This is a genomic window from Pseudoalteromonas sp. SR43-5 (assembly GCF_014163835.1).
In the GTDB taxonomy this organism is placed as follows: domain Bacteria; phylum Pseudomonadota; class Gammaproteobacteria; order Enterobacterales; family Alteromonadaceae; genus Pseudoalteromonas; species Pseudoalteromonas distincta.
On the sequence record NZ_JACJEA010000002.1, the window covers coordinates 191922 to 215897 of the forward strand.

Genomic DNA, 23976 nt, shown 5'->3' on the forward strand with positions numbered 1-23976 from the left:
TTATCCGTTAAATATTATTCTTATAACTGTCAGCCCAATCGACTGACTGCTGGTAAAGTGAAGGTAGTATAGCACTGTCAATATTCAACAAAAGTACAGCTTGTTCAAGTGCCCACCAGCTTCCTGTTTCATATGCTTTAACAACGTTTAAAATATAATAAAGTGTGTTTTTGTCCCCTAATAATGCCGTTTTTATTTCATCAGGGAAAGGTAGCTTTTCAACAAGCAAGCTCATTGGTTGATCAAGGATTGCATCTAGCAGTGAAAATAATCCTGTTAAAAATGCTTCGCCTGACTGACTTTTATTAACCTTTTTTGCCACAAGCTCACAAAAACGAGCACGTACAACACACACTTGCATTAGCTCTGCAGGTTTTTTACCCGCTGTATGAGCAGTAACAATAAGGCTCACAAACTTTTTAAGGCGTTCGTGTCCTAAATACACGAGCGCTTGCTTTAATGACGATATTTGGCTTTGTATAGGAAACACACCGCTGTTTATTAATCTCAGTAACTTATATGCGAGTGCAGCATCTAGCTCAAACAGGCTTGCGATTGTTTTAATGTCAGGGCTTTGCTTCATTATTTCTGCGTAAATAGCGACGACTAAACCATAATTATAATCAATGTCGTTTTGCTTGATCATGGTAGGCTTTGCAAAAAAATAGCCTTGAAAATAATCAAACCCCATATCAAAGGCAAGCTCATAGTCTTCTTGTGTTTCTATTTTTTCGGCTAGTATTTTTATTTGTTTATGCGCTTGTAACTTAGTAACTATGGGCTGTATTTCGCTAAGAGGTGTAATTGCAATATCAAATTTAATGAGCTTCACAAGCTTTAGAAAACGATCCCATTGTGGTTTATATACAAAATCATCGAGCGCGAGTTTGTAGTTACTATGAAATAAACCTCGGCATAGCTCATAGTTGTCGTCGGTAGGTTCTATGGTTTCGAGCAACTCAATCACAACGTCTTGGCATGGTAAGAAAGCACATAAATCGAGTTTTAATGATTCAGGTCCTATATTTATAAGCGCTTTTTTGCCTGATGTAATATGGCGTGTACCTAAATTTAATTGATTTTCCATAATAAGCCTTGCTGTTGCTTGGCCTTCTGCAATATCTGGAAAATAATTTTTTGGACTATCACGAAAAAGTAGCTCATAGGCTACTACTTTTTTACTTCGATTGAATATTGCTTGCCTTGCAACAAATACAGACACATTACCTACTTCTTAGCTTTTATATAATACTAAGTAATTAAACCCTAAGCAGGTAGATTTGTCACTAAACTTTAAAGTACAGAAACGATTTACCGGTATAAGGTTGTTATATAATCAGTTGCCACTTGTGGCCACGAAAAACGCATTTGCTCTGCGCTGTGCTTAATTTTATGCCACTTTTTAGGATTTTGCTTTTTAATTAAGAGAGTTTCGTCTAAACAGCTAATTAAATTACGCGTTTGCGTTGCTAACGTATCTCCATTAAAGCTAAAACCATTTTCGTGGTGTTTAACTGTATCTTTTAATCCACCAACACTGTGTACTAAACACGGTTGCCCCGCTCGCATTGCTAGCATTTGGCTAATACCACACGGTTCAAACGAGCTTGGCATTAAAAATAAGTCACCTAATTGATACATTAAATCGCCAACACCTTGCCCATACCCCTTTAAAAATAAAAGATTGGAATTACGCGCCATTGCTTTGGTAAATATACTTTCGAGCTCTTTGTCACCCGAGCCGAGAATAATAAGTCTGCCGTTATGCTCATTAATTAATTGGCACACTTTATCAATAGCTAAAACCCCATTAACCTGCTGGCACAATAACAACACTTTTTGCTCAGTAAGACGGCCAACGCTTGTAACTAATGGACCGTTATTAACCGTTGCTTTAAATTGTTGTAGTCGTTGGTGGGCAATATAGTAGCCACTTTGTAACTGCTCGCTATTTGCCATCCAAGTAAATAAAGTGTTCTCGGCTTGGCTATAAAAATCGGCGAGAGTTGCTCCTTCAAGTGCATTGCTTGGATATTCGCAGCCATTTAAAATACCGACAAGCTTTCCTTGGCTTGCTGCATTTTGCAGATCTTGCTCAAGCCCTTCGCCACCAAAAAAACCATGTTCGTAATTACTAGGTTCAAGAACCTCTTGGCTATAAGTTGGCGATACAACATGTATTTTATCGCATAGATTTATTGCACTGCGCATGGGATTAAAACAATGAGGGTAACGCGGGTCGCATAATTGCTGGCCATTATAACTAAGTGATGGAAACCACGCCTCTAAGCTTGAATCATCATGTTTGAAAGGCCTTATCCCTTGCAGTGCAATATTATGCACTGTGAAGGCAATAGGTAAGGTATTAAGTGAGCTATAACGTGGCTCAAACTTAAGTAAAACTGCAACGCAGGCACTGTGCCAATCATGTAAATGCAGCGCTGTAGGGCGCTTTAATACACCTTGTAATAACGCTTCGCAGACGGCTGCGTTAAATAGAGCAAATTTAGTCGCATCAGTTGCAAAAGGCCTCCCCGGTGCATCATTACAATATACACTGCCTGATTCACTAAATAACGGGTGGCTAATAACAATTTGGCTTACATTATTTTCGGCTTGTTGTACTTTAAAAATGGTTAATACATGGGGTTGAGCATTAAATGCAACAGTTACTTCACCTATATAAATACGCTCAAGCGGCTCAAACCCGTAGTCAGGAATAACAATATCAACCGTTATACCTTGCTTTGCGAGAGCCTTAGGTGCATCGCGTACTACATCTGCCACACCGCCTACTTTTGCGCCTGGTAACGCGTCATTTTCTGCTGCAACCATTAATACATGCATTAATTTATTATTTCCTTTAAACCTGTGTGAGCTTGCTCACAAATGAGCAAGCTATGTTGTCGTGCTTATCTAACTTGTTGTTACGCTAGCTTTTTATTTTCTCGCGCTTGGCGTTCTAACTTTTTTGCAAGCTCAGTGAGCATATCACGTGTAACAAGAACGATACCTTTTTTAGATACCCTAAAGCCGTTTTCTTCATCTGTTTTTTTGTCAAAACCGATTTCAAGACCTGCAGGTATTTCACAGCTTCTATCTATTATTGCGCGTTTAATTTTACAACCTCGGTTTATAACTGCACCGGGTAAAATTACCGACTGCTCAATGGTACAAAATGAGCGAACGTGAACGTTAGAAAACAATAGGGATTTTCTAACCGCAGAGCCCGAAATAATACACCCACCCGAGACTGTTGAGTCTAAAGCCATACCACGTCTATCTTCATCATCAAAAATAAACTTAGCAGGTGGTAGTTGCTCTTGATAAGTCCATATTGGCCACGTTGGATCGTATAAATCAAGTTGTGGTTCTGGCATTACCAGTTCCATATTAGCTTCCCAGAACGAATCAAGCGTACCTACATCTCGCCAATAAGGTTGCCCTTCTTGGTTTGGATCTCTAAATGGGAAGGCAAACACATTATGCTCTTCTATAATCGCTGGAATAATATCGTGACCAAAATCGCGTCCAGAGCCTTCATTTTCAGAATCTTTTTTAAGTTGCTCAAACAAAAATTCAGTATTAAAAATGTAGTTCCCCATTGATGCTAAACATGTACCTGGCTTGCCGGGTACGGAGCTCGGCATTGCTGGTTTTTCATCAAAACGACACACTCTACTTTCTTCATCAACGGTCATTACACCAAACGTGTCTGCGGCTTCCTCTACTGGGACTTCAATACAACACACAGTCATATCTGCGCCTTTTTGCACATGTTCAGCCAATAAAGCACCATAGTCCATACGGTACACATGATCTCCAGACAAAATCATCACATATTTAGGAAGCTCGTGACGAATAATATCTATGTTTTGAAAAACAGCATCTGCGGTTCCACAATACCAATCATCACCTTGGCGCTGAGATGCAGGTAGTATTTCAACCGACTCTCCTAGCTCTTTTTTAAAGTGCCCCCATGCGCGGTTTACATGGCGTATTAATGAATGTGATTTATATTGTGTAGCAATACCAACACGTCTCACACCCGAGTTAATGCAGTTTGATAGTGGAAAATCGATAATTCGATGTTTACCACCAAAGTAAACTGCTGGCTTTGCTCGCCAATCGGTTAACTCATGCAGGCGAGAACCGCGACCGCCTGCCAGTATTAACGCGTAAGTTTCTCTGGTTAGGCTACTTATGTAGCGATTTGCATAATTAGGCATAATACTCTCTCCATTTAGTCTAGGCTGTTAGTGGCATGGCTTTTAGTTGTCGTTAAGTCTGTTTCACTAATATTGAGGGGTTCTAAATGCCAAATATCTTCACTGTATTGGCTTATGGTTCTGTCACTTGAAAACATACCACTGGCTGCTGTATTTAAAATACTCATTTGTGTCCAGTAGGTCTGATCTGCGTAAGCTTTATCAACTTCTTTTTGAGCTGCTACATAACTTTCAAAATCGTGAGCAACAAGCCATGGATCGTGCGGGCTCTTAATTGCATTTGTTATGTCGTCAAATAAGCATGGTTCAAATAAATTAAAATGCCCGCTCTCGAGTAATTGCATCACATTCTTTAAATCGCTATTTTGCGATATTAAATGCTCTGGATTATAACGTGATTTAATATCGTCAATTTCGTGCGCTTGTGCGCCAAACAAAAAGAAGTTATCAGCACCAACAGCATCTCTAATTTCAATGTTTGCGCCATCCAGCGTGCCTATTGTCAATGCACCATTCATCATAAATTTCATGTTGCCAGTACCAGACGCTTCTTTGCCTGCGGTAGATACTTGCTCTGAGAGATCAGTTGCAGGACAAATAACTTCCATTGCAGTTACGTTGTAATTAGGCAAAAAGGCGACGCGTAAATATGGCACAGCTTGAGGGTCTTTATTTATAACCTCTGCCACGTTATTAATAAGCTTAATAATTTTTTTAGCCATGTAATAACCCGGCGCTGCTTTACCACCTAATAGAACACAACGAGGAACAAGCCCTTGGGTATCCCCACGGCGAATACGGTCATATAAATGAATCACATGAAGTATGTTTAATAGCTGACGTTTGTATTCGTGGATACGTTTTACTTGTACGTCAAACATCATTGATACATCAAAATCGATATCGCAGCGCGCCTTAACTAAATCAACTAAACGTTGTTTGTTTTCACGTTTAGCATTTTGCCACTGCTCATGAAATGCCTTGTCGTCATAAAAACGACGTAGGTCACTAATTTTTGAAAAGTTTTTAACCCAATCATGGCCAATTTTTTCACCAATTAATTCACTTAATACTGGATTACAATGCGCAAGCCATCGACGAGGCGTTACACCATTTGTTTTGTTATTAAACTTATCTGGCCACAGTGCATAAAATTCTTTAAATAATCCCGCTTTTAACAGTTCAGTATGAAGTGCTGCTACGCCATTTACAGAGTAACTACCTACAATAGCTAAATAAGCCATACGAATTTGCGGCTCATCACCCTCTTCAATCAGTGACAATGCACGTTGCTTTTCAACATCTCCCGGCCATTGCTGTGCAACTTGTGCTAAAAAGCGTGCATTTATCTCGTAAACTATTTCTAAAATACGTGGCAATAATTTTGAAAACAACGAAACAGACCATTTTTCAAGCGCTTCAGGAAGTAGCGTATGATTTGTATAGGCCATTGTTTTAGTTGTGATTTGCCAAGCATCGTTCCAATCTAATTCGTAATCATCAATTAAAATACGCATTAGCTCTGCAACAGCAATACTTGGGTGCGTGTCGTTTAACTGAAAAACATGAAAATCAGCAAAGTCACTAAAGCTCTCGCCATGTTGGGAAACCCATTGGTCTACTACGTCTTGAATACTCGCCGATGATAAAAAGTATTGTTGGCGTAACCTAAGCTCCTTACCATTTTCGCTGCTGTCATTTGGATACAGCACCATGGTGATTTGTTCGGCTAGATTTTTTTGTGCGACGGCTTCTGAATAACTGCCCGCATTAAATTCGGTTAAATTAAATTCATCTGTTGCCTCTGATTTCCACAGACGTAGTGTATTTACGATATTGTTTTTATAACCAGGGACAGGTACATCGTACGGTACAGCTAATACATCTTGTGAGCCCATCCATTGACGGTGCTCTCTGCCAAATTTATCTGTGTAACTTTGCACATAGCCACCAAACTTCACACGTTTTGCATGCTCTGGTGCGCTTAGCTCCCATGGATGTCCTTCACGTAGCCAGTTATCTGGTTGCTCAATTTGGTTACCATCTTTAATCGATTGATTAAACATGCCGTATTCGTATCGTAGGCCATAGCCAATAACAGGCAACGCTAAACTAGCACAGCTATCTAAAAAGCAGGCTGCAAGGCGCCCTAGCCCACCATTTCCTAGGCCAGCGTCGTGCTCGGCGTCTTCAATTGTTTCTATTGTTGTGCAGTACTCTTGTAGTGCTGAGCTTACTTGTTCATCTAAATCTAGATTTAAAACAGCATTACCTAGCGCACGCCCCATCAAAAACTCAAGAGAAAGGTAAGCCGTTTTGCGGCGTTTCTCTTGCTTAATTTGTTGATTCGTTTCTCTGCAGCGGGCCACAAGTCTGTCGCGAATAGTAAGCGCTAATGCGTGATACAAATAATGCTGCGATTCCCCCACCTTATCTCGGCCGAGGGTATAATAAAAATGCCGTGTTAAGTCATCTTTAAGCGTACTTTCATCAATAACAGGACCTTCTTGCCAGCCCTTTACTACACACACTTGATCACTTTGTTTAACCATGACTAACATCCTCTAAATTGGCACTAAAAACCCAACTACTTTGTGCTGAAATTTCAACCATCGCATCTTCATTACTGCTCACAGATGCATTATGTACACTTGATAGAATCATTTGCCACGGCGCATTAATTGGCGATGGGGGCATTTGACAAAAAATTGTTTTTTCACTGGCATTAAATACAATCAGCAATGCATGATTGTTTTGCTTATCAAGTAAGCTATACATTAAAAACTGCCTGGTATCTTCATGCCAGTGAGCATCAGTCATGGTTTTACCTTGTTCGGTAAACCACTTAACGGTAAAACGCTCGTCTATATCATCTAAAAATACACTGTGTTTAAACGCACTGTGCGCACGTCTAATTTTTAATGCATCATCAATAAATCGTGTTAACGAATGATTAAGTTGAGAATCTTTCCAGGCAAGCCAACTAGTGCGATTATTTTGGCAATAAGCATTGTTATTCCCCCCTTGCGAGTGCGCCATTTCGCTGCCAGCGGCAATCATTGGAACACCTTTTGAGAGAATTAAAGTAAGTAAAAAGTTCTTTTGTTGCTGTAAGCGCAGTGCGTTTATTTTAGAGTCGCTGGTAAAACCTTCTACCCCACAGTTAAACGAATGATTTGCACTGTGCCCATCTCGATTTTGCTCGCCATTAGCTTCGTTATGTTTATGCTCATAACTCACTAAATCGGCAAGGGTAAAACCATCATGACTCGTTATGAAATTAATACTATTGAGCGGCCCACGTTGGCTGTGCTCAAAAATATCAAACGATCCATGCAAACGTTTTGCAACGCTTGCAATAATGCCTGTTTCACTTTGCCAAAAACGTCTAATTACATCGCGATATTGATCGTTCCATTCTCGCCATGGCGGCGGAAATGCACCAAGCTGATAACCACCTGGGCCTATATCCCAAGGCTCACTTATTAACTTAACTTTGTTAAGCACAGGGTCTTGGGCAACTACTTGTAAAAAAGTATGTGCGGAGCTAAAGCCTGCTTTTGAGCGGCCTAAAATGGTCGCTAAATCAAACCTAAAACCATCAACTCCCATTACTTCAACCCAATAACGAAGGCTATCAAGTACAAGTTGCAGTGTTTTAGGGTGGTCAATATTTATGGTATTACCACAGCCGGTATCGTTTATATATACGTCAGGCTGGCCATCTACTGTGCGGTAATAGGCTAAGTTATCAAAGCCTCTAAGCGATAGTATAGGGCCATCCGCCCCTGCTTCAGCTGTATGGTTGTAAACAACATCTAATATGACTTCTATGTCTGCAGCATGGAACTCTTGCACCATTTGCTTAAACTCGTTTATATCGTCGTTTACCAAATAGTCTTTATGGGGCGTAAAAAAGTTAAGCGTGTTGTAACCCCAGTAGTTTTGCAAACCTTTCCCTGTTAAAAATTGCTCACTAATAAAAGAATGAACAGGCAAAAGCTCAACGGCTGTAACACCAAAGCTTTGTAAGTGTTCAATAAAGCTTGGGTGGCTTAACCCTAAAAACTTCCCTTGTAGAGGTTTAGGAATTTTAGGATGACGACACGTTGTACCTTTCACATGGCACTCATAAATAACCGTGTTTGACCAACGGTGGTTAGGCTTTTTATGCCTATACAACGTAGGAGCCGCTACTTTTGATTTAGGTATATCAATCGCATTATTTACAGTGCTTTTAGTACCGATTGGCATTTGCCCGTAATGGCGTTCACTCCAAGTAAACTCACCAAACAAGTCTTTTGCATATGGGTCTATCAGCAGCTTATTTTCGTTAAACAGTTGACCATTTTTAGGGTTATATTCACCCTCAACTCTAAAACCATAAAGCGCACCGGCGTTTAATGGCGAAATATGAATACTCCAAATGCCACCTTCGTTAATATTCATCGCCATTTTTAGAATTTCTGAATGGCCACTTTTATCAAACAAACACACATAAGCTTGGCTTGCACCTGGCGCATAAAGCGCGAAGTTAACTCCATTATTGATAACACTAGAGCCTAGCGGTTCTACATTACCGGGGGCTACATCAAATCGGTTACTCATCATCAACCTTTTGTAAGTAAATAGTTGTTAAGCCACCAATGGCAATTGAAATACTGTGTTTAAAGCCATGATTTGATTCATTTGTAGCGTGAACTATCTGCGATGAATCTTTAGTTACCTCAACGCCAGAGCCAAAAAACTGAGTATCGTCTGTATTTACAATGACCTTGTAACGCCCTTTACTCGGTACGCCAATAACGTAGTTTTCATAGGACGCGGGGGTAAAATTAGCAATAACAACCACAAAGTTTTTTGCGTTTTTAGCATAGCGAACAAAGCTTAAAATGCTCTGCTGATTATTATTGTTATCTATCCAGGTAAAACCAGCCGCGCTCGAATCTAGCTCATACAACGCAGGTTGGTTTTTATAAACGGTATTGAGCGCTTTTACGGTGTGCTTTATACCGCTGTGGCTTTGGTGCTCAAGTAAATGCCAATCGATAGAATGATCGTGCCCCCACTCTTTTCGCTGTGCAATTTCACCGCCCATAAATAAGAGTTTTTTACCCGGGTGTGCCCACATAAATGCGTAATAAGCGCGTAAATTTGCAAATTTTTGCCAATCATCGCCTGGCATTTTTTCAATTAACGAGCCTTTACCATGTACTACCTCATCGTGGCTTAATGGCAATATATAGTTTTCGCTAAACGCGTATACCATCGAAAAAGTCATTTCATGATGATGATGCTGACGATATAAAGGGTCGTGCTGCATGTAATGCAAACTATCGTTCATCCAACCCATGTTCCACTTATAACCAAAGCCTAAACCGTTGTGCTCAACACTTTGGGTGACACCCGGCCATGCTGTCGACTCCTCAGCCACCATCATAATGCCTGGGTTGTTTTTATAGCTGCGCATATTGACTTGCTTTAGGCACTCAATTGCACCTAAGTTTTCACGCCCGCCGTAACAATTAGCAACCCACTCGCCTTCTTTTCGGCTGTAATCTAAATACAACATAGAAGCTACGGCATCCACACGCAGGCCATCTAAACCAAATTGATGTAGCCAATACATAGCATTTGATATTAAAAAGCTTTTAACTTCAGGACGGTCGTAGTTATAAATGTAGGTATTCCAATCAGGATGAAACCCTTGGCGCTTATCAGCATGCTCATATAAATGGGTGCCATCAAATCGATGTAAGCCATGCGGATCGCTTGGAAAATGCCCTGGTACCCAATCAAGCAAAATACCTAAATTAGCTTTGTGGCACTGCTCTACAAAGTATTTAAAGCTGTTGTAGTCGCCAAAGCGGCTGGTAGGTGCAAATAATCCAACAGGCTGATACCCCCACGAACCATCAAACGGGTATTCACTTATTGGCATAAGTTGCAGGTGAGTAAAATTCATTTCAAGGGCATAGCTAACGAGTTTGTCGGCAAGCTCTGTGTAACTTAAATAGCGGTTGTTTTCAGCCCGTTGCCATGAGCCTAAATGCACTTCATAAATACTAATTGGTGCATCTATATGATTACGCTTTTGTCTGTTTTGAAGTGCCTGCTCGCCAAGCTTTATAGGTTCTGGTTTATACTGCAGTACACTTGCAGTGCCAGGTGCTTGTTGCATTTTAAATGCATAAGGGTCGGCTTTTTCGAGCACCTCTCCACTTTGCGCGGTAATTGCAAATTTGTAGCACATGTCAGCTTTAAGGCCTGGTACAAATAACTCCCATACACCACTTGCAGGATGAAAGCGCATAAAGTGGCGATTCGCTTGCCAAAAGTTAAACTCACCAATAATAGAGACACTTGCCGCATTAGGCGCCCATACACAAAAACGTACACCGTCTACGTTTTGTTGAGTACTAAAATGTGCACCAAAATGCGAGTAAGCATGTTCAAGACTGCCTTCGTTAAATAAATACATTGCCTCTGCATCAAGTGTGCTTTGGAAACTGTATTCATCATAAAAGGTAACGCTGCTATCTGTGTACTGAGCAATGCATTCATATGGCGCAGTGGGCAAAGCATCAACTTTGGCTATAAATAAGTCACTTTGCTGGTAGCGTTTCGCCTTAATACTTTTATTATTTAATGTAACACTTACGCTTATTGCACAAGGTAGATAAAAACGAATTTCAACCTCAGCATCCGTTTTATGTGCCCCTAAGAAGCTAAATGGGTCTTTAAATCGCCCTATATTTAATGCGTGTACTTGTGCATCATAACTATTTTCATTAGTTGTACTGCTCATTTAACCTTTCCTTATTGAATCGATAGCAGCTAAAAGTGAGGCATTTTTGGTAAAAATTTCTTCACTGGTATGCGTTAATACACGTCGCCAATTAGGATATTCTTTATCTGTCCCAGGGATATTAACCGGATACTTTTGCTCATCTAAGTCATCTATTTGTATTGCAAATAAACGCGATTGAGAGCCTGCTAAACACAATGCAAGTGCGCTATAAGCAGTCACAGCTTCACTATGTAATAAAAGCTCAGTTGTATTGCCATGGTGATTAATAAAACGTAGTAACCTTTGTTGCTCTTCTATTCGCTGTTGCTTTAGTTGCTCGTATTCATTGCAAGTTATAAGCTTATATTGTTGCTTAATATCTAAATCATCATGTTGCCACCAGCCTGTAAATGGAGGAACATCGTGATTGGCTATCATTAACAAACAATGTGTTGCTAGCTCATCTACCGATAAAAACTCTCCACTGTGTTGTTTCTCAAAATAAAATAAGCTGTTGGAAAAAATACCGCTAGATGCCAAAGCTTCCCTAACCTCTGGCGGTACGATGCCTAAATCTTCACCAATAACAATACTCTGATTAATATGCGATTCAATTTTTAAAATGGCAAGTAAATGCTCAAACGGATAATAAACATAACAGCCGTCTTGTTCGCCATTGCTTTCAAAGCACCACCATAGGCGCCTAATAGCCATTACGTGGTCAATTCGAAGCCCACCTACGTTTTGCATGTTTGCGCGAATGAGCGAGCGGTAAAATTGGTAGTGATTATTACTAAGGCTTTGGGGATTGAGGGCTGGGAGGCCCCAATTTTGACCTGCTTCAGCCCATGGATCGGGTGGAGCGCCTACACTTGCACCTTGGCTAAACAACGATTGCTGATTTTTAAATTCAGCCCCATCGCCAGCACAACCAACAGCTAAGTCGTTTATTAAGCCAATAGCCATGCCTCTCTCTGCGCAACTTTTTTGACACAGTGCCAGTTGCATATGCGCTTGCCATTGCAGGTAATAAGCAAATGTTAGGTTATCTGATTCGAGGGTATTTAACGTAGTAGAATGAGTATTACAAAAATCAGTAAACGCCTGGCGACGCTCATCACTTGCCGTTAATTCAAACTGATTATAAAGCGCTTCAAATAACGCATACTTTATACGACTTACATTTTCATAATCTATAAACTGATCATTACTTTTAATACGTGCAGCGACATCATCTTGCTGCATAATGGCGTCAAGGTTTTCGTTATTTATTGCGTCTTCGCTTAGTACGATAGAAATATAAAGAGGATTTAATAAAGCGCGACTACTAGGGCTATAAGGGCTGGCTCGCTCTGGCATATCAGCAAATAACAAATGCAGTGGATTAAGTAATATGTAATCCATGTTTTGGGAGCTGCATAGTTTTGTAAGCGCTAATAAATCGTCAAAGTCGCCAATACCCAAATTCGCTCTATTTTTTAATGTGTAAAGCTGAATAGATAATCCCGTGCGCTTTGTGTCTTCCACTTGAAAGACTTGCTCAGGCACGCACCAAATTTGTGTAATAGCGTGTTGCTCACCTACCTGAACATTAGCATCATGATAGCCAATTGGCATATTATCAATGGGTAGTGCCAGCTCAATATAGCGAACGCCATGCAAGTAATATTCACCAGTGACAGCCAAGTTATAAAGGTTATCAAATGCTATATGCATTCCAAGTGAAGGGACATCAATATTAGCGGCTAAATATTGCTGACGTTCATTTATACGAAGCTTTAACAAACATGCAGTTTGCTCAACTAAACTCACACTAGGTACTAAATCAAGCCAAAGCGATGCATCTAAATCATAAGTTAGTTGAGCTATTCCTGCTTCATTATTTGTATCAACACCACAACATTGCAAAGCACGTTTACGCGTTTCTTCGCTAAAAAATACCTGTTCACCTGTATACTTAGTGAATTCAAAGCCAATACCATGCAGGTAAAACAACTGCGAAAGAGCATCCATTGAATCGCCTTAATTAGTGCGTTGAGTATTTACTATGCTGTTTTCTGTGCCAAAAGTATTGCCGATATAACCGTCAGCTTGATGGTCGTTATCCCAAATGTCTCCATTAATTAGATAACGAAAGTGAAATTGTTGATCGATAGGTAAGCGTTGCTTAAATTTAAACACACCTTGTTTTTTATAAAGCTTCATTGGCACTGGTTGCCAATCATTAAATTCACCTAATAAGCAAACTTCTTCTGCCTCTGGATGAGAAAATTCAAAAGTAACTTCAGCTTCATCTTTTGTTTTAAAAAAACGTTTATTCAACATAGCAGTCTCCAACTAAACCAAAAAGGGTACTTAATCTTTGCCACAGGCCATACAACTAAACAAAAAGGCGATGTGGTAACCATCTAAAAATCATTAAACGTGTTATTAGTTAAACAAAACTTTATTTACGCTTTATTACAGTGCAAATAACATTTCAATTACACCAAAAAGGTGCATTAACCTTATATACAATACGCTTTAAATGATACTTAACATACAGAGCAATATTCAAACCAACAAACTATTAAAAACCTCATTAGTTCAATATATAAATATTTATAGCTGCAAATATCCGAAGAAAATTTAAAATCCTAAATTACTTTTTTTATATTACTTCATCATGGATAATACACATCATTCTAATACTCTGAAATATCATTAATTTCATGTTGAAAAAAACCATTTTAATAACTACCACCATCATTTTTTTAGTTGTAGCTGCATTTATTGGTACCTCAATTTATACCCTATACAGTAAAAAAGAAATCTCAGTTGATCCTAAATTAAAAGAAATATCAGGAATAGAATTTGATAAACAACAACGTTTATGGGCTATTAACGACGGAGGCAATGAACCAAAGCTATACAGACTCAATAAAGACGGTTCTATTGCTAAAGAAATTTTAGTTGAAAACGCTAAAAACATTGATTGGGAAGACATGACCCAAAACAAATTTGGGCACTTCTTTTTAGGCGATTTTGGTAATAACAAAAACGATCGTAGATGGCTCACTATTTATAAAATAGAAAACCCGATAGATATAAAAACAGATACGACTCAAGCAGAAATAATTAAGTTTACCTACCCCGAAATGGATGGCAGTCCTATAAAGCCTAATAACCGTAATTTTGATTTAGAGGCATTTGTAGCTCTAGGACGTCACTTATATTTATTTACTAAAAACCGCACAGAGCCATTTGATGGTATTACTAAGGTTTATAAAGTGGGCGATCATGCCGCTAATTTTAAAGCAGAGTTAATAGACTCATTTAAAACATGTACCACTTTAGAAAAGCTATGCTGGATAACATCGGCTGCTTTAAGCCCTGATCGTAAAAAGCTGATATTACTTGATTCAACCAGTATTTGGTTATTCGAAAATTTTGAGGGTGATAAGTTTTTTTCTGGCGATGTATCAAAAATTGACTTAGGAATAGTAACTCAAAAAGAAGCTGTCACTTTTTTTGATGACAATACTATTGTATTTACAGATGAAGAGTTTAAAGGTATTGGCGGTAATGCTTATTTTATAAAGCTTGATGAAGCCAAAAAAGAAATTATAAGAAAAAAGCCGACCTCAGAAAAAATACATCCATAATATAATGTTAGCTAAGCAAAAGTTCCAAAGCTTAGCTAAGTTATGAAAGGTATCGAGTTAGTTACTCTTTTCGTTTGACGAATGGAGTGCTTTTTCTACATCAACACCTAAAATCAACACTCCAATATGGCTATTATTATCTAAAACAGGAAAACTTAGCTGTACTTGAAAATGATGTGTTGATGCATCATATGTAACGCTATCAAAGTTATAGTCCTTTGACTGTTTAAATATTTTAGTAAACTTATTCTCATCTCCTTGCCAGTAATCACTGGTTAACTTACTTATTGCTATATTTTTTCCTTGGCTATCAGTCAATATAAGCTCAGTAACAACACCTTTAAACTGCGATTGCCATTTTTTAAATACCTTAGATAACGGTAAATCAAGCATAGTTAACGCATCAGCATGCCCAACGTGTTTACTTTCTTTTATCCATAGCTGGTCTCGTTTCATAATTTCAGGCTCACTCAAAGGAGACTCATTACTTATTTGAACTTCTTCGACTAAACTAGGTAAGTTTAATAAAGTTTTAGCGCTACTGTAGAGCCTATCAAGTATTTGCGTTTCTTCACTTTTTGATAGTGGAAATTGAGCTTGCGCACAAGTATTTATATTTTCATCGAACTGCTGCATAAATTCAGGAAGGCGTTTGATAAGGGAATGCGAAGCAAATAATCCCAAAGGTACATATCTAAAAAATTCTTTTTGGTACTCGTCTTTATTAATCCCTAGCTTAGAGGCTGCTAATTCAAAATCGTCTAAATCAAGTAGGATTCTATCAATCCGTTTATGGTGCATTACATTTACTATTTCTTCTAATGAATTTACTTCTACCTAAGCAATAATATTCTGAGTTTTAAACCAATTTGCTTGATAACTTCCTCTTACTGCACCATAACGCATTTTATTTTTTGGTTTATTAATGCTCTCTGGGTGAGTGAACCAGTACCAGCTTTCTAAAAAAATGGGGGATGATATACGTCCATAAGCTTTCATTTCAGGCATTAAATGGGTTGTGAAATATCCATCTAAGCGCTCTAACTTTACTTCTCGACGTGCACGTAACCATGGCAAGGTTTGTAGCTGAAAAGGCGCTCCCATTTCAAATAAAATACACTCGACTTGGTTGACTGCATTATTAGGAGCTGTGGTGGGTAAGTTTGTCCCAAACTGGAGAGGCTCAGTTAAACCTAACAAAAGAGTAAAAAGATATACGGGCATAATCCATTGCTAAATATTGTACAAATTAAAATAAGTATAGTCATGCTTATTAAAAAAGTATAAATTTTCCTTACAAAATTTTGTACCTTATCAATGGCTTCAATATTTAAACCTATGATTTATTGCTATTAACTTATAAAAAGCACGCTTAAACATTTAAATTAATGCATTTATATCTAGGGTCTGTTTATCATTGCGGATAAAAATTTGCTCACACTAGGCGCTATTTAATTGCGGCGCAAGATTTATAATCTAGTGTGCTCGATAACTGCTCCTGCGTTATTCTAATTGCTTATATCCATGTAAGAATAAGTAAAAACCGAGCAATGCTTCCGCGCCCTGCTCACGCCCCCTACCCTGCATCTATGTAGGCAACCAAGAGAAAATAGCGCCTAGGAAGAATCTTTTGGGGGCTGTTAATTTAACCTTGAAGGTTCAACAGACCCTAGCCTTTTTATTATTGACCTAAAGTATACCGAGTGTTCACTTAACGACTAAAAACAAAGGAACTACCCAACCCTAGCGCTTAAATTTAGTTTCTAAAATTACAGAAGATGTTGTTCGCTCCACCCCATCAAGATTTCCTATATCGTCCAACAAATGACTAAGCTGTTCTAAATTTTGAGCTTGGACCACTGCAATTAAATCAAACTCACCACTTATGGCATAGAGCTGTGAAATAGCATCAATTTGCTTAAGCTCAATGTTTGTTTTAGTTGTTAATTTTTGTCTTACTTTTATAGACACATGAGCTGATACCATTTTACTAAGGTAGTCGTCACCGTAATCAACGCTATAGCCTTTAATCACACCGGTTTCTTCTAATTTGAGCATTCGGCTTTGTACTGTTGAACGAGATAAGTCAAGCATTCGTGCAAGATCAGAAATACTCGCTCTTGCGTTTGTTTTTAGTACAGAAAGTAGTTTCTCGTCTTGTGGAGTTATCATAATGGTTATTTTCTTCGTTATTTTGACTTTTATTTTAATCATTTTTCACAAAATAGCACTGCAATTTTAACAGCTAACCTTCGATAATGACCTCTACAAGAAATAATAACGTGTTTGCTGAAGAATAAAGGCTATATTCTTCTTTGAGTTAGCAACTAATCTTTTATCTAAGCCCATTAAATTTAGGTGTAAAAATGCAAGTAACAAGAGACTTATTTAACGACGTAATGGTACCAAACTATAATCCATCAGCAATCATTCCAGTTCGTGGTGAAGGTTCACGCGTTTGGGATCAAAATAACAATGAGTTCATTGATTTTGCCGGTGGTATTGCCGTTAACTGTTTGGGTCACTGTCATCCTGCATTAGTTAAAGCATTAAAAGAGCAAGGCGAAAAAATTTGGCATTTATCAAATGTTATGACCAATGAGCCAGCACTTCGTTTAGCTCAAAAAATGGTTGAAGCAACATTTGCTGATAAAGTTTACTTTGCAAACTCAGGCGCAGAAGCAAACGAAGCCGCTCTTAAATTAGCTCGTCGTTATGCATTGGACGTATATGGCGCTGAAAAAACGCAAATTATTGCATTTAATAAAGGTTTCCATGGTCGCACATTCTTTACAGTAACTGTGGGCGGGCAAGCGGCATATTCAGATGGCTTTGGTCCAAAACCTGCTGACATAGTACATTGTGATTTTAACGATATAGCGGCATTTGAAGCGCTGATCAGCGATAAAACATGTGCTGTTATGATGGAACCATTACAAGGTGAAGGCGGTATTATTTCACCAACAGATGAATTTGCTAAAAAAGTACGCGAACTTTGTACTAAACATAACGCGTTACTTATTTTTGATGAAGTACAAACGGGTGTTGGTCGCACAGGCGATTTATACGCTTATGAAGGTTTAGGGGTTGTTCCTGACATTTTAACAACGGCAAAAGCATTGGGTGGTGGTTTTCCTATTGGCGCTATGATCACTCGTACACCTATTGCTGAGCATTTAAAAATTGGTACTCACGGTTCTACTTATGGCGGAAACGCACTTGCTTGTGCTGTGGCCGAAGCGGCATTTGATACAGTAAATACACCAGACGTACTAAACGGTGTTAAAGAGCGCGAGCAATTATTCCGTGACGGATTAAACGAAATTAACGAAAAATACAACGTATTTAGCGAAGTACGTGGTAAAGGCTTATTAATTGGCGCAGTACTAAATGACAAATTTGAAGGCCGCGCACGCGACTTTTTAGTAGCCAGTGCTAATAATGGTTTGATGAATCTTGTAGCGGGTATGAATGTAATTCGTTTTACACCGTCTTTAATTATTCCGTTTGAAGATATTAAAGAAGGCTTAGCGCGCTTTGAAAAAGCCGTTAGCGACGTAGTAAACGGTTAATATAGTTTAAATTAGCACGCCTAATGGCGTGCTATTGGAGCAAGCAATAAATGCAAGTATTACGTCCTATTACTGCCAATGATTTTGACGCGCTTAAACAAATAGCGATTGAATCCGGTCATGGGTTTACCTCTTTACCTGTGGACGATACACAGCTTAAAGAAAAAATTGAACGTGCTGAAAAAAGCTTTGCCAAAAACATTAACCAGCCACTTGATGAAAGCTATTTATTTGTTTTAGAAGACAGTGAAACAGGTGACGTTATTGGCACAACCGCTATAGAAGCCGCGGTAGGTTTATCGGTGCCTTTATATCATTATCATTTGGGTAAAACAGTACACCACTCGCCTACTTTAAATGTATATAACACCGTTGATATTTTAAGCATGTGTAACGACTACACTGGTTGCTCAGAAATATGTACATTATTTTTGCGCGAAAATAGCCGTAAAGGCCTAACGGGTCGATTTTTATCTCGTTCACGCTTTTTGTTTATGGCTCAGCACAGCGAGCGTTTTGCCGATACTGTTATCGCAGAAATGCGCGGTGTTAGCGACGAAGACGGTCATTCTCCTTTTTGGCAATGGCTGCAAGAGCACTTTTTTAGTATCGAATTTCCACAAGCGGATCACTTAGTGGGCTTAGGCGATAAGGTATTTATTAGCGAGTTAATGCCTAAGTACCCTATTTATGTGAACTTGCTTAGCAAAAAAGCCCAAGCTGTTATTGGCCATGTGCATGAAAAAACAAAACCTGCGCTAAAATTATTAGAAAAAGAAGGTTTTGAGCACAGAGGCTACGTTGACTTATTTGACGCAGGCCCAACGGTTGAAGCAAAGCTTGGTAATATTCGCAGCATTCGTGACTCTCAAGTTTGCCCTATTACTATTGGTGAGCTTGATCACATATCACAAAATAGCTCAGATACGCTGGCTGTATGTAATCAAGGCGTAAGTGGCTTTAGAGCAACATTTACCAAAGACGCACACTACAATCATGCAAAACATACTCTCGTCATTAGCCAAGATGTGGCTAAGGCGCTTAATTTAAGCCAAGGAGACGCAGCGCGATTTTTCCGCCTGTAAATAATTTATGAATACACACCTAATTAATAACCAGTGGCATACAGGCCTTGGCCCAGTATTTGAGTCAATCAATCCAAGTAATGGCGATGTGGTATGGCAAGGTAATGGCGCAAACGCTGATCAAGTAGATTCGGCTATAAAAGCAGCCAGAGCTGCGCAATTACAATGGGCAGACAAACCACTTGAAGAGCGTATAGTCATTCTTGAAAGCTTCGCAGCACAATTAAAAGAACACAGCGAAGAATTTGCGACCATAATTGCACGCGAAACAGGAAAGCCATTATGGGAAACCCGCACCGAAGTAGGCGCAATGACAGGTAAAGTAGCTATATCTGTAAAAGCCTACCATGAGCGTACCGGTACAACCGAAAACCCAATGCCCGGTGCTAAAGCGTTTATTAGACACAAACCGCATGGCGTTGTGGCTATTTTTGGCCCGTATAACTTTCCTGGGCATTTACCAAACGGACATATTGTTCCTGCAATTCTAGCTGGCAACACAGTGGTATTTAAGCCATCAGAACTGACGCCGCACGTGGCAGAATTTACCCTCTCACTTTGGCTAAAAGCGGGCTTACCAGCGGGTGTTATTAACCTTGTGCAAGGTGAAATTGAAACAGGTAAAGCACTTGCCTCTCATAAAGATATAGATGGTTTGTTTTTTACCGGTAGCTCAAACACAGGTCACTTACTACATAAACAGTTTGCTGGACACCCCGGTAAGATTTTAGCGCTTGAAATGGGCGGTAATAATCCACTGATTGTAAAAGATGTGAGTGATGTAAGCGCTGCTGTGCACGATATTATTCAATCAGGCTTTATTACCTCAGGTCAGCGCTGTACGTGTGCACGCCGCTTATTTATTGAAAAATCAGCCAACGGCGATGCTATTTTAGAAAAGCTAATAAGCGCAACTAAAAATATAGTTGTAGACGACAGCTTTGCTACAGAGCAGCCTTTTATGGGTGCGATGATAAGCGAAAAAGCAGCACTGGGTATGGTTGCCGCGCAAAGTGAATTAGTCTCAAAAGGTGCACAAATCCTTGTTGAACTTAAGCAATTAAAGTCAGGCACAGGCTTTGTAAGTCCAGGCATTATTGATGTAACAAACATTACCGACATGCCAGATGAAGAACATTTTGGACCGCTAATTAAAGTGTATCGCTTTGATGACTTTGACAGCGCAATCATTGAAGCCAATAACACAAGCTTTGGTCTATCTGCAGGTTTACTTAGCGACAGTGAAGATGACTACACTCACTTTTTAAAGCGCATCCGTGCCGGTATTGTTAACTGGAACCGCCCTATTACGGGTGCCTCAAGTGCAGCTCCATTTGGCGGTATTGGCGCCAGTGGTAATCACAGAGCCAGTGCCTATTATGCCGCCGATTATTGCGCATACCCTGTAGCATCTGTTGAGTCAGACAAAGTGAGCTTACCGCAAACCCTAGCGCCGGGCTTAATAATTGAATAAGTAATAAAACCAAATTTTAGATTTAAGGACTTAACATGCATACTGATGTAAATACATTATTTAATAACCTTTGGGAAAACTATTTAAACGTAACTCCATCGGCAGACAAAATTCATGACCTTTTAGGGTCAACGCAAAAAGATGACATTATTAACGATCATATTGCGCTGCGTACGTTTAATATTGAAAAAGTGGGTCTTGAAAAGCTCGCTGCTCACTTTTTAGCTATTGGTTACAAAGAATGTGGTGAGTACCATTTTGAAGCTAAAAAACTCTATGCAAAGCACTACGAGCATAGCGATCCTAATCAGCCAAAAGTATTTATCTCTGAACTATTAGTAGAAAAATGCTCGCCAGAGTTACAAGCCATCGTGACAGATATGGTAAGTCAAATTGACGAAAGTGCAGTTACAGCAGACAACTTTTTATATTCAGGCACGCATTGGCAAGTAAGCACCGATACTTACAAACAACTGCTAGCTGAAAGCGAATATGCAGCGTGGATGTCGGCGTGGGGTTACCGTACCAATCACTTTACCGTAAATATTAATACGCTTGCTAAGTTTGATAACATTCATGATGTTAACCAAGCCCTAAAAGACGCCGGCTTTTCGCTTAATACGTCAGGCGGTGAAGTTAAAGGCTCACCAGAGGTGTTACTAGAGCAATCGTCAACACTTGCTGATGAATACTCAGTTACCTTTAGTGACGGTGATATGAGCATTCCTAGCTGCTTTTATGAGTTTGCTATTCGTTACCCTAAAGCAGACGGCGAGCTTTATACTGGTTTTGTTGCAGCCTCAGCTGACAAAATATTTGAAAGCACGAACGCTCGATAGCAAAACCTAAAGTACCTTATTTTAAAAAGCCCGTTATGGGCTTTTTTTATGTCGATGTGTCGATAAGTTATATTGATTAATTATAAAAATAGCGGTTTATAATCGTTTTCTAACTTTTCAAACGACAAGTCGCCAATAAAACGACCGAAGCTCAACCAAGTTGCCAAACCGCGTAAATCTTTAAAGTGTGGTGGTACAAATTGTGGACTCTCTATTACACCTAAATCATGAAGCTGCGATATTAATCTAAAATCATCTATCGATATTTTACCTACCAGTAATAAAGGAAGTCTATCTATTCGACCAAGCTGTATTGCAACGCGTATTAAGTTATAAACCAGTACAAAGCCTTTAATGTAAGCAATATCTTTTGTAAAAGGCAAACCTGTTGGCGTACTGCCTCTAAATACACGCTGCGCTAATGTGTAACTGTCGTCTTTTGATAAACCTTGCGCTACGTAATCACGGTAAATGTCTACAAACTCAGCGCCATCTATTACCTTTGTAACGGCTTGAATACGATTCACTAATTTAGATAAACGCCTTGGGGTTGATTTTAATGTAATAATTTCGGTAAGGACCGCTAAGCCTTCTTGGGTAATAGTAGAGCTTGGCGTACCTTTACTCAAACACGTTAAATAAGGCTGAGCTAAACCATTTTGAGTGGTACCGACGTGTATCCACCCTTCGTGAACTTCTAAGATATCAAGTTCACGCTGCGAAAACTTAACATCTTGATTAAGCTTTATATTATTAGCACCTGCGGCTGCATCACTAACAATACCATCGCTAAGCATCACCTCTACGTTTATTCCTGCCATACTAGCGGTTACTTGCTCAGACAAAATACGCACTGCATCAACAGCATCAATATTTTTAGGGTCGTCAGGCAGTATGTCGGCTATAAGTAAATTTTGCAGCGGTTTATCTAGCATATTAGCTAGCTCAGAAAGTGAGGGCTCACCGGCATGAAATAAATCTTTAGGGTGACCAAATAACTCCACCGATAAGTCATGAAACTCTGGTGTGCCACGATACTCAAGCATGCTTAATACTGTTTTGTACTCTGTGCACATTTTTCCCATGTATTGAGCTATGGGATTTAACTGACCCAATTGGTTAATAATGTTACGGTGCAAAGTAGAAAACGCTTGGCGTAACTCGCTAGGTACAAAACCAAGATCGCGCTGTTGATAGTATGCACGATCGATCAGTGGATTTTTTTGACATTTTTGTCTAAAAAACTCCTCTTTAGTTTGTTTATCCCAATTAATAGCATCGAGTATCCTAATAGGCGTTTGCAATGCAATTAATTGATCCGATAACTCACGAGTTTTTAGTAGTAACGCCTTGTCTATCATGGTGTAAGCTCAACAATAAATGAATTTTGAGCATAATTTAAAAAGGCCAAATTACAAAGCAATATCACATTTTTTTAGCTATTGTTTTTAAGATGATCGACCCTCATATCTATATCGTATTAGCTTTTTAATAAAAGGTATAAAACATGAAAAACGAACTCGACAATAAACAGATTTTAGCCGTATATGAACGCATAATTCAAAAAGGTGAAATGACTGATGAAGGTAAGCATTATCAGGGAGTTACTGCATATTCAGACGTAGACGGTTACACCGTATATCTACAAGGTAGCGGCGTAGAACTGCGCTTTGGTTTTCATAATACTTACCACCTTAACTACGAGCATGAAAAGCATAAAGACGACTTTTTGAAAAAATTATATAACATTGCAAACGAGAGCTAATGCACCCACGAAAACTCAGACACCGCCCGACCAGTAAGCTCAATACTACTTTTATTAATCAAGTAGTAGAAGAGCTTAAAGCTAATCCAAGTAAAGTCTCTATTATTCAAGACAACCTAGAACAGTACCGTTCTCAAACTCATTTAAAGCGTGGTTTTTTACTGGCTATAGAGCGCTTTGATTGGGTATTTGAAGCAAGCAAAGATATTGATTTCATTTGCCAGCAAATTTTAGCTGATGACTACATTGGCAATAGACTAAGACGTTACCCCCTACTTTTTAAAGGCGTTATTAATAATGCCTAACCTTTCAATACCAAGCGCTTTAAAGCGATAAAACCACAAAGTTTACTCTCCATATAAATTTATTAGAGCACTAAGCAATTGCAGGTTTAGTGTTCTTTTGTATCAAAATAATACTATTAGTACTCTAACTATTATTGTTCTAATGGTTTTTTGACATTTTATTCATTTATTGCTGTAAACAAATCATTACTATTATTAAATTTAAAAATTAAATTCTCAAGCTACTGTTTTAAATAAAATTAAATAAATAAAAACCACATCTTCTTTGTCCTA

19 protein-coding genes are annotated in these 23976 nt (G+C 38.9%); 7 read left to right on the forward strand and 12 right to left on the reverse strand.

Translation table 11 applies throughout. From position 1 onward, the window contains the following. Nucleotides 1-7: 7 nt before the first annotated feature. From H5090_RS02290 to H5090_RS02325, 8 genes are all read right to left on the reverse strand, one after another. Nucleotides 8-1222, reverse strand: a complete 1215-nt coding sequence (locus H5090_RS02290; RefSeq protein ID WP_182694920.1) for an EAL and HDOD domain-containing protein — start codon at nucleotides 1220-1222, stop codon at nucleotides 8-10. An 89-nt stretch (nucleotides 1223-1311) separates the two neighbouring features. Continuing rightward, nucleotides 1312-2847 (reverse strand): glycogen synthase, encoded by a 1536-nt coding sequence (locus tag H5090_RS02295; protein WP_182694921.1) that lies wholly within the window; start codon nucleotides 2845-2847, stop codon nucleotides 1312-1314. Nucleotides 2848-2927: 80 nt separating this feature from the next. After that, a complete protein-coding gene (glgC, locus tag H5090_RS02300; protein WP_182694922.1) occupies nucleotides 2928-4229 on the reverse strand; it encodes a glucose-1-phosphate adenylyltransferase in 1302 nt (433 codons plus the stop codon). A gap of 14 nt (nucleotides 4230-4243) precedes the next feature. After that, entirely contained in the window at nucleotides 4244-6781 is a 2538-nt protein-coding gene (locus H5090_RS02305) for a glycogen/starch/alpha-glucan phosphorylase (RefSeq protein WP_182694923.1), read from the reverse strand. Then, a complete protein-coding gene (gene glgX / locus H5090_RS02310; protein ID WP_182694924.1) occupies nucleotides 6774-8837 on the reverse strand; it encodes a glycogen debranching protein GlgX in 2064 nt (687 codons plus the stop codon). The genes H5090_RS02305 and glgX overlap by 8 nt, the downstream gene beginning before the upstream one ends. Next, entirely contained in the window at nucleotides 8830-11037 is a 2208-nt protein-coding gene (glgB, locus tag H5090_RS02315) for a 1,4-alpha-glucan branching protein GlgB (protein ID WP_182694925.1), read from the reverse strand. The genes glgX and glgB overlap by 8 nt, the downstream gene beginning before the upstream one ends. After that, nucleotides 11038-13032 carry a 4-alpha-glucanotransferase gene (gene malQ, locus H5090_RS02320; RefSeq protein ID WP_182694926.1) on the reverse strand — a complete coding sequence of 665 codons (1995 nt, stop codon included), beginning with the start codon at nucleotides 13030-13032 and terminating at the stop codon, nucleotides 11038-11040. Nucleotides 13033-13041: 9 nt separating this feature from the next. Beyond that, nucleotides 13042-13344, reverse strand: coding sequence for an isoamylase early set domain-containing protein (locus H5090_RS02325; protein ID WP_002958606.1), 303 nt, complete (start codon nucleotides 13342-13344; stop codon nucleotides 13042-13044). A 386-nt stretch (nucleotides 13345-13730) separates the two neighbouring features. Here H5090_RS02325 and H5090_RS02330 point away from each other — a divergent pair, with 386 nt between their 5' ends. Then, a complete protein-coding gene (locus H5090_RS02330) occupies nucleotides 13731-14663 on the forward strand; it encodes a hypothetical protein (protein ID WP_024595451.1) in 933 nt (310 codons plus the stop codon). A gap of 57 nt (nucleotides 14664-14720) precedes the next feature. Here the strand turns inward: H5090_RS02330 and H5090_RS20740 are convergent, their stop codons facing one another. The 3 genes from H5090_RS20740 to H5090_RS02340 all read right to left on the reverse strand — a co-directional run bounded on the left by H5090_RS20740 (nucleotide 14721) and on the right by H5090_RS02340 (nucleotide 16835). Continuing rightward, nucleotides 14721-15464 carry a hypothetical protein gene (locus H5090_RS20740; RefSeq protein WP_259395023.1) on the reverse strand — a complete coding sequence of 248 codons (744 nt, stop codon included), beginning with the start codon at nucleotides 15462-15464 and terminating at the stop codon, nucleotides 14721-14723. 36 nt (nucleotides 15465-15500) lie between these two features. Next, nucleotides 15501-15887 (reverse strand): hypothetical protein, encoded by a 387-nt coding sequence (locus H5090_RS20745; protein WP_259395024.1) that lies wholly within the window; start codon nucleotides 15885-15887, stop codon nucleotides 15501-15503. A 519-nt stretch (nucleotides 15888-16406) separates the two neighbouring features. Next, nucleotides 16407-16835, reverse strand: coding sequence for an Lrp/AsnC family transcriptional regulator (locus tag H5090_RS02340; RefSeq protein ID WP_002958609.1), 429 nt, complete (start codon nucleotides 16833-16835; stop codon nucleotides 16407-16409). A gap of 194 nt (nucleotides 16836-17029) precedes the next feature. On the opposite strand from H5090_RS02340, the gene H5090_RS02345 reads away from it, so the two are divergent. From H5090_RS02345 to H5090_RS02360, 4 genes are read left to right on the forward strand one after another with little or no spacing between them, the layout of a single operon-like run. Further along, nucleotides 17030-18235, forward strand: a complete 1206-nt coding sequence (locus H5090_RS02345; RefSeq protein ID WP_182694927.1) for an aspartate aminotransferase family protein — start codon at nucleotides 17030-17032, stop codon at nucleotides 18233-18235. A gap of 50 nt (nucleotides 18236-18285) precedes the next feature. After that, complete coding sequence (astA, locus tag H5090_RS02350; protein WP_182694928.1) at nucleotides 18286-19320, forward strand: arginine N-succinyltransferase; 1035 nt, start codon at nucleotides 18286-18288, stop codon at nucleotides 19318-19320. 7 nt (nucleotides 19321-19327) lie between these two features. Then, nucleotides 19328-20794, forward strand: coding sequence for a succinylglutamate-semialdehyde dehydrogenase (gene astD, locus H5090_RS02355; protein ID WP_182694929.1), 1467 nt, complete (start codon nucleotides 19328-19330; stop codon nucleotides 20792-20794). Nucleotides 20795-20829: 35 nt separating this feature from the next. Continuing rightward, nucleotides 20830-21633 carry a DUF1338 domain-containing protein gene (locus H5090_RS02360; protein ID WP_182694930.1) on the forward strand — a complete coding sequence of 268 codons (804 nt, stop codon included), beginning with the start codon at nucleotides 20830-20832 and terminating at the stop codon, nucleotides 21631-21633. 80 nt (nucleotides 21634-21713) lie between these two features. On the opposite strand, the gene H5090_RS02365 is transcribed toward H5090_RS02360, so the two are convergent. Beyond that, nucleotides 21714-22994 carry a flavohemoglobin expression-modulating QEGLA motif protein gene (locus H5090_RS02365; protein ID WP_002958615.1) on the reverse strand — a complete coding sequence of 427 codons (1281 nt, stop codon included), beginning with the start codon at nucleotides 22992-22994 and terminating at the stop codon, nucleotides 21714-21716. Between the two features lie 146 nt (nucleotides 22995-23140). On the opposite strand from H5090_RS02365, the gene H5090_RS02370 reads away from it, so the two are divergent. Further along, a complete protein-coding gene (locus H5090_RS02370) occupies nucleotides 23141-23398 on the forward strand; it encodes a DUF3081 domain-containing protein (protein WP_024594831.1) in 258 nt (85 codons plus the stop codon). Next, on the forward strand, nucleotides 23398-23703 hold the full coding sequence (locus H5090_RS02375) for a hypothetical protein (protein WP_002958617.1): 306 nt from the start codon (nucleotides 23398-23400) through the stop codon (nucleotides 23701-23703). The genes H5090_RS02370 and H5090_RS02375 overlap by 1 nt, the downstream gene beginning before the upstream one ends. Nucleotides 23704-23976 lie beyond the last annotated feature (273 nt).